The sequence below is a fragment of the Sphingomonas sp. AC411 genome (assembly GCF_979253035.1).
Window position 1 is genome coordinate 3,593,900 of the sequence record NZ_CEEDAQ010000001.1, and the last position, 13,618, is coordinate 3,607,517.

9 protein-coding genes and 3 pseudogenes are annotated in these 13,618 nt (G+C 66.8%); 7 read left to right on the forward strand and 5 right to left on the reverse strand.

Annotated elements, in window-relative coordinates:
- Positions 1–1,029, reverse strand: a complete 1,029-nt coding sequence (gene ada, locus AC0IX7_RS18445) for a bifunctional DNA-binding transcriptional regulator/O6-methylguanine-DNA methyltransferase Ada (protein ID WP_471813319.1) — start codon at positions 1,027–1,029, stop codon at positions 1–3.
- 113 nt (positions 1,030–1,142) lie between these two features.
- Here ada and AC0IX7_RS18450 point away from each other — a divergent pair.
- Positions 1,143–1,930 (forward strand): annotated as a pseudogene (locus tag AC0IX7_RS18450) (oxidoreductase).
- A 224-nt stretch (positions 1,931–2,154) separates the two neighbouring features.
- Here AC0IX7_RS18450 and AC0IX7_RS18455 read toward each other — a convergent pair.
- Together AC0IX7_RS18455 and AC0IX7_RS18460 are read right to left on the reverse strand one after the other, a co-directional pair.
- Entirely contained in the window at positions 2,155–2,457 is a 303-nt protein-coding gene (locus AC0IX7_RS18455) for a dienelactone hydrolase family protein (protein WP_471813946.1), read from the reverse strand.
- Positions 2,376–2,831: pseudogene (locus AC0IX7_RS18460) on the reverse strand (dienelactone hydrolase family protein); the annotation flags it as partial. The gene AC0IX7_RS18455 and the pseudogene AC0IX7_RS18460, both read right to left, overlap by 82 nt.
- 321 nt (positions 2,832–3,152) lie before the next feature.
- On the opposite strand from AC0IX7_RS18460, the gene AC0IX7_RS18465 reads away from it, so the two are divergent.
- From AC0IX7_RS18465 to AC0IX7_RS18485, 5 genes are all read left to right on the forward strand, one after another.
- On the forward strand, positions 3,153–3,707 hold the full coding sequence (locus AC0IX7_RS18465; RefSeq protein WP_471813321.1) for a F0F1 ATP synthase subunit delta: 555 nt from the start codon (positions 3,153–3,155) through the stop codon (positions 3,705–3,707).
- Between the two features lie 4 nt (positions 3,708–3,711).
- Positions 3,712–5,241 (forward strand): F0F1 ATP synthase subunit alpha, encoded by a 1,530-nt coding sequence (gene atpA / locus AC0IX7_RS18470; RefSeq protein WP_471813323.1) that lies wholly within the window; start codon positions 3,712–3,714, stop codon positions 5,239–5,241.
- A gap of 118 nt (positions 5,242–5,359) precedes the next feature.
- Entirely contained in the window at positions 5,360–6,253 is an 894-nt protein-coding gene (locus AC0IX7_RS18475; RefSeq protein WP_471813325.1) for a F0F1 ATP synthase subunit gamma, read from the forward strand.
- Positions 6,254–6,858: 605 nt separating this feature from the next.
- Positions 6,859–8,343 (forward strand): F0F1 ATP synthase subunit beta, encoded by a 1,485-nt coding sequence (atpD, locus tag AC0IX7_RS18480; protein ID WP_055873598.1) that lies wholly within the window; start codon positions 6,859–6,861, stop codon positions 8,341–8,343.
- A gap of 113 nt (positions 8,344–8,456) precedes the next feature.
- The gene (locus AC0IX7_RS18485; RefSeq protein ID WP_093399766.1) at positions 8,457–8,711 is read left to right on the forward strand and encodes an ATP synthase F1 subunit epsilon; all 255 of its coding nucleotides are present in this window, start codon (positions 8,457–8,459) and stop codon (positions 8,709–8,711) included.
- Positions 8,712–8,983: 272 nt separating this feature from the next.
- Here AC0IX7_RS18485 and AC0IX7_RS18490 read toward each other — a convergent pair.
- Positions 8,984–11,151: pseudogene (locus AC0IX7_RS18490) on the reverse strand (primosomal protein N').
- A 42-nt stretch (positions 11,152–11,193) separates the two neighbouring features.
- Positions 11,194–12,603, reverse strand: a complete 1,410-nt coding sequence (locus tag AC0IX7_RS18495) for a diguanylate cyclase domain-containing protein (protein ID WP_471813327.1) — start codon at positions 12,601–12,603, stop codon at positions 11,194–11,196.
- 143 nt (positions 12,604–12,746) lie between these two features.
- On the opposite strand from AC0IX7_RS18495, the gene AC0IX7_RS18500 reads away from it, so the two are divergent.
- The gene (locus tag AC0IX7_RS18500; RefSeq protein WP_471813329.1) at positions 12,747–13,616 is read left to right on the forward strand and encodes a tyrosine recombinase XerC; all 870 of its coding nucleotides are present in this window, start codon (positions 12,747–12,749) and stop codon (positions 13,614–13,616) included.
- Positions 13,617–13,618 lie beyond the last annotated feature (2 nt).

A 13,618-nucleotide genomic window follows, 5' to 3' on the forward strand; every position in this document is an offset into this window, starting at 1 on the left:
CTAACCCCTTTCGCGTTCGATCAACGCGCGTTTGCGGTCCAGCCCGTACGCATAACCGCCGAGCGCGCCGCCGATCCGTTGCGCGCGGTGGCAGGGGATGACTATCGACACTGGGTTCTGTCCGCACGCGGTGCCGGCGGCGCGCACTGCCGCGGGGCGGCCGGCGAGCGCGGCGAGTTCGCTATAGGTGCGGGTTTCGCCGATCGGGATGGTGCGCAACGCCTGCCAGATCGCTTCCTGGAACGCGGTGCCGCGGACATCCAGCGGGAGATCGTGGTCGCGATCGGGGGATTCGACGGCGGCGACGACCTGCGCGGCGAGGTTGGCTAGCGCTGCGTCGCCCGGTTCGATTCTGGCGTTCGGAAAGCGACGGCGGAGGTCTTCGGCATCCTCGTCGAACGACACGCGGCAGAGGCCCTTGTCGGTGGCGGCGACGAACAGTGCGCCGAGGCTCGTGTCCGCCGTGGTCCAGCGGATCGTCACGCCTTCGCCGCCGCGCGCCCAGGCGCTGGGGGCCATGCCGAGCCGTTTCGCATCCGCCTCGTAGAAGCGGCTGGGGGCGGAATAGCCGGCGTCGTAGATCGCTTCGGTCACGGTCGAGTCCTCCGATAGGGCGTTTGCCGCACGGCCGGTGCGGAGCGCGCGGGCATAGGCGGCAGGGGTGACTCCGGTGGCGCGCTTGAACAGGCGGTGGAAATGGTGCGGCGCGTAGCCGACCTTGGCCGCGACTTGGTCCAGCGAGAGTCGGTCTTCGGCTGCTTCCAGCAGGGCGATGGCGGCGGCGACAGCGATACGGTCGCGACCGACTTCGTCCGGTGTGCAGCGCAGGCAGGCGCGGAAGCCGGCGGCGCGGGCGCTGGCGGGGTCTGGGTGGAAGGTGACGTTCTCGCGTTTCGGGTGGCGCGCGGGGCAACTCGGCTTGCAGTAGATGCCGGTGGTCTTCACGCCGACGACGAACCGGCCGTCCCACGCGCGATCGCGGGCTTCGAACGCGGTCCAGGCGGTGTCGTCGTCAGGGGCAGTGCTCATTGGATCGGTATAGCCGGTCGCGACGCGTGCGCATCCCGCGGCTTGCGATCAAAGCGGACCCGAATGGACGGTCCGGCCGTTCTCTACCCATACCCCCTAACGAAAGATGTCTCATGGCCTCCGACACGCCCGTCTGGTTCATATCCGGCTGCTCGACCGGTTTCGGTCGCGAACTCGCCAAGCTCGTGCTCGCGCGCGGTTGGCGTGCAGTGGTTACCGCGCGCGATGCGAGGCGGGTGGCCGACCTTGCCAAGGGTGCCGAGGACCGTGCGCTCGCGCTGTCGCTCGACGTGACCGATCAGGCGCAGATCGACGATGCGGTCGCGCAGGCGCAGGCCAAGTTCGGGCGGATCGACGTGCTCGTGAACAATGCGGGCTATGGCTATCAGGCGTCGATCGAGGAGGGCGAGGACTCGAAATCCGTGCTCAGTTCGATGCGAACGTGTTCGGGTTGTTTGCTTTGACGCGCGCGGTGCTGCCGATCATGCGCGGGCAGAAGAGCGGGCATGTGATCAACATCACGTCGGTTGCCGGGTTGGTCGGGTTTCCGGGCTCGGGTTATTACGCCGCGTCGAAGCATGCGGTCGAGGGCTGGTCGGACTCGCTGCTCGCCGAGATGAAGCCGCTCGGGATCGCCGTGACGTGCGTCGAGCCGGGGCCGTTCCGGACGGATTGGGCGGGGCGGTCGCTGAAGCAGACGCCGGTGAAGATTGCGGACTATGCGGACACGGCGGGCAAGCGGCTCGACAGCACGCGGGATATCAGCGGGACGCAGGCCGGCGATCCGCTGCGGGCCGGCGAGGCGATGATCGCGCTGACCGAGGGGCGAACCCGCCGCGGCATCTGGTACTGGGGCGCTGGGGGTATGATGCGGTCGTCGAGAAGATGGCCGGGCGGTTGAAGGAGATCGAGGCGCATAAGGCGGATAGCTTGGGGGCGGATTTTCCGGCGGAGTGAGTAGCGCTTACTGCTCCCCGGAAGGGACGGGTTAGCGGTACTTGCTCCCTCCCTGGAAGGGAGGGGCTGGGGTGGGTTGGCCGGCTTTGGTCGCAACCGCTCGGATATGCGGAAACCGACCCACTCCCAACCCCTCCCTTTCAGGGAGGGGCGCAGAAGTAAGAGCGCTCAGCCGCCATTCGCGCGGAACAGCTCCAGCGTTCGCGCCTTCGCCAGGTCCGCACTCGGCTCGTGATAATCCTTCCGGCGGTCCGAGTTGAACCCGTGGCCAGCCTCGTAGACATACACCGTCGCGTTCGGCCAATCCTTGGCGATGACCTGCTCGACCCCTCCATCGGGATACCGTGGTCGTGGCGACCGAAGTGCAGGATCACCGGCACCTTCGGCTCCTCGTCCGCCGCGGCTGGGATCATGCTGCCGTAATAGCCGCTCGCCGCCGCGACGCCGGTGAGCTTGGTCGACGCGAACCACGCGACCGAGCCGCCATAGCAATAGCCCACCACGAACACCGGCCCGGCGGGGGCGAGCGTGTCGATGCAGGTCTGGACGTCCTTCAGCGATAGATCGAACGGGTGGAGCTGGCGCGCGAGTTCGACGCCGCGGGCGAGGCCGTCGCCCGAATAATCCGCTTCGAAGCCGGGGTGCTCGCGGTCGAACAGGGCCGGCGCGAGAACCTCATAACCGTCGGCGGCGTATTCTTCGCAGAGGTCGCGGATGTGGTCGGTCACGCCGAAGATTTCCTGCACCAGTACGAGGCCGCCGCGACGCTCGCCGGCCGGTTGCGCGTGATAGACCGCGACGGTCGCGCCGTCGGACATCGTCATCGTTTCCATCGTGCCGGTCATTCTCTCGTCCTCGTCGTGTGATCCAGTTCGTCACCATTATCGTCATTCCCGCGGAGGCGCGGAACCCATAGTGGCAGGCCGTGCGGTGAAAGCGCCGGGTCCGGAGGATATGGATCCCCGCCTTCGCGGGGATGACATGGGAAGGGTGATCGCCCCGAGGCGAATGACAAAACAGTCACAAACCCGTCCCTCCGACCGTCCGGCCGGGTTGCCAATCCGGGAACCCGATGCTACCCGCGCCGCGTCCCATGAGAGGTGCTTTCGCGCCCTCTTCCCCGTGGGGCGGCACTATTTCGGTTTCATGCGAGGATTGACAGGTCCGTGGAGACATCCGGCGGTATTCAGGCGAGCTTAGGCGGGCGTTATGCGCTGGCCCTGTTCGAACTCGCGCGTGACGCGAAGACGATCGATGCGGTCGAGTCGAGCCTGGCGAATGTGCGCGACGCGCTCGCGCAGTCCGAGGACTTCCGCAACCTGACGGTCAGCCCGATGGTGTCGCGTGGCGCCGCCGTGAAGGCGGTCTCCGCGGTCGCCGACGAACTCGGCGTCGATGCGACCACCAAGAGCTTCCTGGGGGTCCTCGCCGAGAACCACCGGCTCGGCGCGCTGCCGAAGATCATCAAGGCATTCCGGGCACTTGCCGCGCAGCATCGCGGTGAAGTCGCTGCCGAAGTCGTCTCCGCGCATCCGCTGACCGACGAGCAGGTGATCGAGCTGAAGCATCAGCTCCGCCAGCGGGTCGGCCGTGAAGTTTCCGTCGACCTCAGCGTCGACCCATCGTTGCTGGGTGGACTCGTCGTCCGCGTCGGCAGCCAGATGATCGATTCGTCGATCAAGACGCGTCTCAACACTCTCGCGCACGCGATGAAGGGCTAAGCTAATGGATATCCGCGCCGCAGAAATCTCGAAGATCATCAAGGATCAGATCGCCAATTTCGGCACCGAGGCCCAGGTCAGCGAGACCGGCCAGGTGCTGAGCGTCGGCGACGGCATCGCGCGCATCTTCGGCCTCGACAACGTCCAGGCCGGCGAGATGGTCGAATTCTCGAACGGCGTGCAGGGCATGGCGCTCAACCTCGAGGCCGATAACGTCGGCGTCGTGATCTTCGAGAGCGATTCCGAGATCAAGGAAGGCGACATCGTCAAGCGCACCGGCACGATCGTCGACGTGCCGATCGGCAAGGAGCTGCTCGGCCGCGTGGTCGACGGCCTCGGCAACCCGATCGACGGCAAGGGCCCGATCCACACGACCGAGCGCAGCCGCGTCGAGGTGAAGGCACCGGGCATCATCCCGCGCCAGTCGGTCAGCGAGCCGGTCCAGACCGGCCTCAAGGCGATCGACGCACTCGTTCCCGTCGGTCGTGGCCAGCGCGAGCTGATCATCGGCGATCGCCAGACCGGCAAGTCTGCCGTCGCGATCGACGCGTTCATCAACCAGAAGATCGCCAACGCCGGCGACGACGAGTCGAAGAAGCTGTATTGCGTCTATGTCGCGATCGGCCAGAAGCGCTCGACCGTCGCGCAGCTCGTCAAGACGCTCGAAGAGAACGGCGCGATGGAATATACCATCGTCATCGCCGCGACCGCGTCGGACCCCGCACCGCTCCAGTATCTGGCACCCTACACCGGTGTCGCGATGGGCGAGTATTTCCGCGATCGCGGCATGCACGCGCTGATCTGCTACGACGATCTGTCCAAGCAGGCGGTCGCGTATCGCCAGATGTCGCTGCTGCTTCGTCGTCCTCCGGGCCGTGAAGCGTATCCGGGCGACGTGTTCTATCTCCACAGCCGTCTGCTCGAGCGTGCGGCGAAGATGTCGGACGCGAATGGCGGCGGCTCGCTGACCGCGCTGCCGATCATCGAGACGCAGGCGGGCGACGTTTCAGCGTACATTCCGACCAACGTGATCTCGATCACCGACGGCCAGATCTTCCTGGAGACAGACCTGTTCTTCTCGGGCGTGCGTCCGGCGATCAACGTCGGCCTGTCGGTGAGTCGCGTCGGTTCGGCCGCGCAGACCAAGGCGATGAAGAAGGTGTCGGGCTCGATCAAGCTCGAGCTGGCGCAGTACCGCGAAATGGCAGCGTTCGCGCAGTTCGGGTCGGATCTCGATGCGTCGACGCAGAAGCTGCTGAATCGTGGTGCTCGTTTGACCGAGCTGCTCAAGCAGGCACAGTTCTCGCCGCTGCCGTTCGAAGAGCAGACCGTGTCGATCTTCGCCGGCACCAGCGGCTATCTCGACAAGGTGCCGGTCGCCGACGTCACGCGCTACGAGCAGGCGCTGCTGGCCGACATGCGCGCGAACCATGCCGACGTGCTGAAGCTGATCCGCGATACCCGCGACCTGGGTAACGAGGCGAAGGACAAGCTGAAGGCAGCGCTCGAAGCGTTCGCGAAGACTTTCGCCTAAGTAACTCCCTCTCCCCGCTGGGGAGAGGGTCGGGGTGAGGGTAGTACCGCGAGGTGCCGCTCCGTGGCAACCCCTCACCCCAACCCTCTCCCCGGAGGGAGAGGAGCAGGAAGAGAAGATGGCATCACTTAAGGCCCTCAAGATCCGCATCGGCTCGGTGAAGTCGACGCAGAAGATCACCAAGGCGATGAAGATGGTCGCCGCTGCGAAGCTGCGCCGTGCGCAGGACGCGGCGGTCGCCGGGCGGCCCTATGCCGAGCGTCTCGAAGCGGTGATGGCGAGCCTCGCGGGGCGCGTCGGCATCGCGCCGGGCGCATCGCCGCTGCTCGCGGGCACCGGCAAGGACCAGGTCCACCTGATCGTCATCGCGACGTCGGAGCGTGGCCTAGCGGGCGCGTTCAACACCAACATCGTCCGTGCGGCGCGTCGCAAGGCCGAGGAGCTGATCGCGGCCGGCAAGACCGTGAAGTTCTATGTCGCCGGCAAGAAGGGGCGCGTGATCAAGCGCTTCTTCCCGAACGACATCCTCGCCGATCACGAGATGGGCCAGATCAAGAAGCTCGCGTTCAGCGATGCCCAGGAAATCTCCGAGGACCTGATCAAGCGCTTCGGCGAAGGCCAGTTCGACGTCGCGCATCTGTTCTACGCGAAGTTCGTGTCGCCACTCGTGCAGCTTCCGACCGGTATCCAGATCATCCCGATTCCGCTGTCGACGATCCCGGGTGCGGAAGCAAAGCCCGGTGCGCCTGCCGAAGCCGTGGTCGAGTACGAGCCCGACGAGGAAGCGATCCTCGCCGATCTGCTGCCGCGCAACGTCGCGATCCAGATTTTCCGCGCGCTGCTCGAAAACGCGGCGTCGGAGCAGGGTTCGCGCATGAACGCGATGGACAACGCCACGCGCAACGCCGGCGACATGATCACGCGTCTGTCGATCCAGTATAACCGCACGCGTCAGGCCGCGATTACGACCGAGCTGGTCGAGATCATCTCGGGTGCCGAAGCGCTGAAATGAAGTTCGCGGTCGCCTTGACCCTGACTGTGATGCTCGCCGGCTGTGGCAAGCCGGCACCGTCCGTGCGCGAGCAGGAGGCGGCGCAGACCGCGTCCGTCGCGACGCTGTCGGGCTGGGACCGGCTGTTCGGCGCGCCGCAGGAGACGATCGGCGCGATCAACCAGGCGGGCTTTGCTCTCAGCAAGTATTCGCTAGCCAACGAAGATGATTTTTCTCCGCAAGGGCAGATTTACGTCTCAACGGGCCAGCCGCGGATGTTCTCCAATTCCAACGCGGCCAAGCCCAACACGACCTCGGTCGCTGTTACGGGCAAGACCGCCGCGGCGATCGATACCGTGGCCTATACGCTGATGCTGACCGATCCGGTCGACGCGACCACCGCACGGATGCGGCTCGCGCAGACCGTCGGCGAGTTTCTCGGCCGCTTCAAGATCAAGGCGTCGCCCGACCTCTTGCGGGCGATCCGCCTCGGCCAGCCGCTCGATGCGGCGCCCGCCAAGGTCGTTATCGTACCTTCGACCAACGGTGCGCCTCAGCGCATCGGCGTGACTTTACCCGTTCACCGGCTACCAACCCGGCCAACAACAAGACCCAAGGATAGTGTGATGGCAACCGCCGCTGAAGACATCCGCCCGACCGAGGGCAGCTCGAAGGCCACGAACAATACCGGCCGCATCTCGCAGGTGATCGGTGCCGTCGTCGACGTGCATTTCCCCGACAACCTGCCCGCCATTCTGTCGGCGCTCGAAACCGACAATAACGGCAACCGGCTCGTGCTCGAAGTCGCGCAGCATCTCGGCGAGAACACTGTTCGCACGATCGCGATGGACGCCACCGAGGGTCTGACCCGCGGCCAGACCGTCACCGATACCGGCTCGCAGATCCGCGTGCCGGTCGGCCCGAAGACGCTCGGCCGCATCCTCAACGTCATCGGCGAGCCGATCGACGAGCGTGGTCCGGTCGGCGCAGAGACGACCGCCCCGATCCACGCCTCGGCGCCGCTGTTCGTCGACCAGTCGACCGAGAGCGCGATCCTGGTCACGGGCATCAAGGTCATCGACCTGCTCGCGCCCTATGCGAAGGGCGGCAAGATCGGTCTGTTCGGTGGCGCCGGCGTCGGCAAGACCGTGCTGATCCAGGAGCTGATCAATAACATCGCCAAGGGTCACGGCGGCACCTCGGTGTTCGCAGGCGTTGGCGAGCGTACCCGCGAGGGTAACGATCTGTACCACGAGTTCCTCGACGCAGGCGTCATCGCCAAGGATGCCGACGGCAATCCGCAGTCGGAGGGCTCGAAGGTCGCGCTGGTGTTCGGCCAGATGAACGAGCCGCCAGGCGCACGTGCCCGCGTCGCGCTGTCGGGCCTGACGATCGCCGAGTATTTCCGCGACGTCGAAGGCCAGGACGTGCTGTTCTTCGTCGACAACATCTTCCGCTTCACGCAGGCGGGCGCAGAGGTGTCGGCACTGCTCGGCCGTATCCCGTCGGCGGTGGGCTATCAGCCGACGCTGTCGACCGACATGGGCGCGCTGCAGGAGCGCATCACGTCCACGAACAAGGGCTCGATCACTTCGGTGCAGGCCGTGTACGTGCCGGCCGACGATCTTACCGATCCGGCGCCGGCAACGTCGTTCGCTCACTTGGACGCCACGACCAACCTCAACCGCGCGATTTCGGAGCTGGGCATCTACCCGGCAGTCGATCCGCTCGATTCGACCTCGCGTCTGCTCGAGCCACGGGTCGTCGGCCAGGAGCATTACGACACCGCGCGTGCCGTCCAGTCGACGCTGCAGAAGTACAAGTCGCTGCAGGACATCATCGCGATTCTCGGCATGGACGAGCTGTCGGAAGAGGATAAGCTCACCGTCCAGCGTGCGCGTAAGATCCAGAAGTTCCTGAGCCAGCCGTTCCACGTCGCAGAGGTCTTCACCGGCATCAGCGGCAAGTTCGTCCAGCTCGAGGATACGGTCCGGTCGTTCAAGGCTGTGGTCGAGGGCGAGTATGATCACCTCCCCGAGGCGGCGTTCTACATGGTCGGCGGCATCGACGAAGCCGTCGCCAAGGCCGAGAAGATGGCCGCGGAAGCGTAAGCTTAGCTCCTCCCTTCAAGGGGAGGGTTGGGGTGGGGCCTGACCGCGAGCGTCGCGCCTGCCGCACTCCCCACCCCAACCCTCCCCTAAAGGGAGGGAGTGAGAAGATAGACATGCTGCATTTCGAACTCGTCACGCCAGAAAAGCTCGTCCGCTCGGAGGAGGTCTACATGGTCGTCGTCCCCGGCACCGAAGGCGATTTCGGCGTCCTGGAAGGCCACGCGCCCTTCATGTCGACGGTCCGCGACGGCGGCGTGCAGGTGTATCGCACGCAGAACGGCACCCCCGAGATCATCGCGATCAAGGGCGGTTTCGCCGAGGTCAACGCCAAGGGCCTGACGGTGCTTGCCGAGCACGCCGGCGAATAAGCGTACGAACTGACCTTGAGGTTGTGTCCCCGCGAAGGCGGGGACCCAGTCTGGGCACCCGCCTTCGCGGGTGAACAAGTCTTCTGCTGTACTAAACTTTCTACCACCCCGGCGAAGGCCGGGGCCCAGGTGGAAAGGTCGAGGTGGCGAAGCGCCACGCATATCACCCCTGCCTCCCAAGTGGGCCCCGGCCTTCGCCGGGGTGGCGATATTCGCCGAGATGGTGGTACTAGCTGCGGCGGTGGTGCGCGCTCAGGGTGAAAGCACCGCCTTTACAGGAAGTTATACGGGTCGACGTCCACCGTCACCCGCACCTTGGACGGCCAGTCCAGCTTCCCCAACCATTCCCGGATGACATCCTGCACATCCAACGCCCGCCGCGCATGGACCAATAGCCGATACCGGTGCCGCCCCCGCAACATCGCCAACGGCGCTGGCGCAGGGCCATAGACGTGCATCCCCTCGACCTCGGGTGCACTCCGCCCCACCAGCTTCGCCGTATCATGCGCGCAGGACTGGTCCTCGGACGACACCACGATCGCCGCGTATCGTCCGAACGGCGGCGCCCCCGCATCCTTCCGTGCGTCCGTCTCCGCCGCGTAGAACGCATCCGCGTCGCCGGTGATCAGCGCCTGCATCACCTGCGCGCCCGGGCTATGGGTCTGAATGAACACATGGCCCGGCTTCTCGCCACGCCCGGCGCGACCCGATACCTGCCGAATCTGCTGGAACGTGCGCTCCGCCGCTCGGAGGTCGCCGCCATCTAGACCCAGGTCCGCGTCGACCACGCCGACCAGCGTCAGGTTCGGGAAGTGATACCCTTCGTCACGAGCTGCGTACCGACGACGATGTCGATATCGCCCGCCTCCATCCGCCCGACGAACTCGGCCGCCTTGGCCGGCGACCAGATCGTGTCCGACGTGACCACGGCGGTCTTCGCCTCGGGGAACAGCGCCGTCACCTCGTCGGCGATTCGCTCGACACCCGGCCCGCAGGCAACGAGCGTGTCCTCGCCCTTGCACTCCGGACACACGCGCGGCGTCGGTTCGATGTGGCCGCAATGATGGCAGGCGAGCCTGCGCGTCAGTCGATGCTCGACCATCCACGCGGTACAATTCGGGCATTGAAACCGATGCCCGCAGGTCCGGCACAAGGTCAGCGGCGCATAGCCGCGCCGGTTGAGGAACAGCAACGACTGCTCGCGCCGCTCCAGCGTCTCCTGCATCGCCTTGACCAGACGCGGTGCCAGCCAGCGACCGCGCTCGGGCGGCTCCTTGATCAGATCGATCGGCTCGATCGTCGGCATTTCCGCCGCACCGAACCGGCCCGGCAGCTTCAGTTCCGCATAGCGTCCGGTCACGACCTGTTGCCGCGTCTCGATCGCCGGCGTCGCGGAGGCGAGGATCACCGGGCACCCTTCGAACTTGCCGCGCATCACCGCGACGTCGCGCGCATGATAATGCACGCCCTCTTCCTGCTTGAAGCTGGTCTCGTGCGCCTCGTCGACGACGATCAGGCCGAGATCGCGATAGGGCAGGAACAACGCGGACCGCGCCCCCACCGTCACCAATGCCTCGCCGCTCGCGATCGCCCGCCAGGCCCTGCGTCGCTGGGTCGAGCGCAGCCCCGAATGCCACGCGATTGGCTCGCACCCGAACCGGTCGTGGAAGCGCTTCAGGAACGGCTCGGTCAGCGCGATCTCGGGGAGCAACACCAGAGTCTGGCGCCCGTCGCGGATCGCCTGCGCCACCGCCTCGAAATACACCTCCGTCTTGCCCGATCCCGTGACCCCGTCGAGCAACGTCGGGTGGAACGCGTGCTCGGCCACCCCGCAACCAGAGCATCCGCCGCCGCCCGCTGGTCCTCGGACAAGGTCGGCTCGTGATGCGAGGATCTGGAACAGGGTAAGGGCTGTCCAGACTGACCTCGACCGCTTCGATCGCACCGACCTTCACCAGCCCACGGATCACCGCATCGCTGACATCGGCGGTCGTCGCCAACTCGCGGATGAGGCCCTGGCGATCACCGATCCGCTCCAGCGCCTGTTCGCGCTGCGGCGTGAGGCGAGGCGGCACGACGCCGGTGGACCGGTACTCGACGGCGGTCCGCGCGCCCTCCAGCGCCGAGGTCGAGGCGAGCGTCATCCGCAACACCGACGCCGGTGGCGCGAGGTAATAATCCGCAGTCCATTCGACCAGCCGGCGTAGCGGTGCCCCCAGTGGCGGTACTTCGGCGACCGCGAGCAGGTTGCGCAACCGGTTGTCGCCGACCTCCGCATCGGACGGCATCCGCTCCGCCTCCACACCACGCCGAGCAACTGCCTTGGCCCGAGCGGCGCGACCACGATCGAGCCCGGCCCCACGTCCATGCCGGCCGGCACGCGGTAGTCGAGCGGCCCGAGGGCGGCGTTAAGGATCAGGACACGGGCGCGGGACGACATCGTGTCCGTATATGGGGCCGGATCGCTCCTGCGTGAACCGCTTTACGCGGCGTCGCGCCGGTCGGACCGCCGACGTTCGCCGACGCGCCCGCGCTTCTCCTTGTAAAGGACGGTATCGGCGCGGTGGACGAAGTCGCGGACGGTGAGGCAATCGGGCTCCAACGCGGCGATCCCGACCGTCCCGGCGCTGACCATCGCCAGTCCGTTGAGCGCGATCGGGAAACGCAGCGCTTCCTGCAACCGCGCGCAGACTTGGCTCGGCACTGCGGTCAGCGCGGGATGCTCGACCAGCACCGCGAACTCGTCGCCGCCCAGCCTCGCCACGAAGCTGCCCTTGAGCCAGGGTTCGCGCAACACCCGGCCGACGCCGCGCAGCACGTCGTCGCCCGCGGTGTGGCCGAGCGTGTCGTTGATCGCCTTGAACCCGTCGAGATCGAGCAGCGCGAGCAGCAGCGGCGTCGCATCGGCCCGCGACCGTGCCATCGCCGCGTCGAGCGCGCGGTCGAACGCCGCGCGATTGGCGATCCCGGTGAGCAGATCGGTGTCGGCTGAGCGGCGCAGCGTGGTTTCGAGCGCGTGGCGTTCGGTCACGTCCTGGAACACGCCGACCAGCGCGACCGGGGTGTCGTCGACGCACTCGCGTTCGCCGAGGACACGGACCCGGCGCGGCTCGCCCTGGACGGTGGTGAAGTCGACTTCGAGGTCGAAGGGCGCGCCGCTCTCGATCGTGCGGTCGAGCGCGACGGACAGGGCGTCGCGTGCGTGCGCCGGATAGAATTCCATCGCGCCCGACATGTCGGGCAGGTCGCCGATCGGCAGGCCGTAGATGTGATAGACGCCGTCGGACCATTCGAGGTGATTGTCCTCCAGCGAGACGCGCCACGATCCGATCGCCGCCATCCGCTCGGCCTGGCGGAAGATCCGGTCCTGCCGGACGAGCGCCGCGGCCTGCCGGTCGGCGGTGGTGGCGATCGCGATCGCGCGGTTGGCGGCAGACCTTGCGGCGATGGTCGTCTCGGCCAATGTCGCGAGATGGGCCAGGGCACGGCGGCCTGCGTCGTTAAGGCTGCGTGGCACCGTATCGATGACGCATATCGTGCCGATAGCATGACGCTCACCCGAAGCATCCACCGCGCGGATCGCCGCACCCGCATAAAATCGGGCGCCCCGTTCCGCCATGACCAGCGGGTTTTGTGCGAACCGCGGATCGGCATCGAGGTCTTCGATGACGAGCGGGTCCTCGTTTTGGATCGTATAGGCGCACATCCCGATATCGCGGCTGATCTCCCCGCGTTCGCCGCCCGCCGCGGCCTTGATCCAGAGCCGATCGCTATCGACGAGGGTCATCAAGGCGGTCGGGCACCTCAGCATCTCTGCCGCCAACGCCACCAGCGCATCGAATTCGCGCTCCGGCTCGCTGTCGAGCAGTGCCAGCGCATGGAGCGCCGCCACGCGTCGGGTTTCATCGGCAAACATATCAGAGATCAAGTCAGCGGGGGACATGGCGTTCAATACCGCAAGGGGAGTTAATTTTCTTTGTCGATGGAACGCGTTACTGTCCGATTATGGAGTGTAACGAAGACCTGCCGCCGTCGATGCTTTGGGCCGACCATCTCGCGCGCGACCGTCGGCGATCGGTGCACACGGTACGCGCCTACCGCGCGGCGGCCGAGCGGCTGACCGCATTCCTGATCGGCCATTGGGGCGAGGCGATCGACCGCGCGGCGCTGGCGCGGGTGACGGCGACGGACCTGCGCGCGTATCTGGCGCAGCGTCGCGAGTCGGGACTCGGCAACGCCTCGGCCGCGCGCGAATTGTCGGCGGTGCGCGGGTTTCTCGCCTGGGCGAACGAAGCCGCCGAGCAACCGCGGATGCGGGGACCGCGCGTCAAGACCGGCGTGCCACGGCCGATCTCGCCGGCCGAGGCAGTCGCGCTGGCGGAGGAGGTGGCCGACGATGCGGCCGAGCCGTGGATCGGCGCGCGCGACTGGGCGGTACTGATGCTGTTGTACGGCGCAGGGCTGCGGATCGGCGAGGCGCTGACGTTGCGGGGCGAGATCCTGCCGCTCGGCGAGACGATCCGGGTGACGGGCAAGCGCGACAAGACCCGCGTCGTGCCGCTGTTGCCGCAGGTCCGCGCGGCGATCGAGGCTTATGTCGCGCAGACGCCGTGGCCGATCGCGCGCGACGCGCCGCTGTTCCGGGGCGCGAAGGGCGGGGCGTTGTCGCCGGTGATGATCCGGCGCGGGGTGCAGGCCGCGCGCGCACGGCTCGGGCTCGGCGACCGGACCACGCCGCACGCGCTGCGCCACAGTTTCGCGACGCATCTGCTGGGGCGGGGGGCGGATCTGCGTGCGCTACAGGAGTTGCTCGGCCATGCCAGTCTCAGTTCGACGCAGGTCTATACGCAGGTCGACGCCGCGCATCTGATGGATGTGTACCGCAATGCGCATCCGCGCGCCTGAGA

Coding starts and splice junctions, on each gene's coding strand:
- atpA (WP_471813323.1), top strand. CDS start 3,712: ATGGATATCCGCGCCGCAGAAATCTCGAAGATCATCAAGGATCAGATC.
- ada (WP_471813319.1), bottom strand. CDS start 1,029: ATGAGCACTGCCCCTGACGACGACACCGCCTGGACCGCGTTCGAAGCC.
- AC0IX7_RS18485 (WP_093399766.1), top strand. CDS start 8,457: ATGCTGCATTTCGAACTCGTCACGCCAGAAAAGCTCGTCCGCTCGGAG.
- AC0IX7_RS18500 (WP_471813329.1), top strand. CDS start 12,747: ATGCTTTGGGCCGACCATCTCGCGCGCGACCGTCGGCGATCGGTGCAC.
- atpD (WP_055873598.1), top strand. CDS start 6,859: ATGGCAACCGCCGCTGAAGACATCCGCCCGACCGAGGGCAGCTCGAAG.
- AC0IX7_RS18475 (WP_471813325.1), top strand. CDS start 5,360: ATGGCATCACTTAAGGCCCTCAAGATCCGCATCGGCTCGGTGAAGTCG.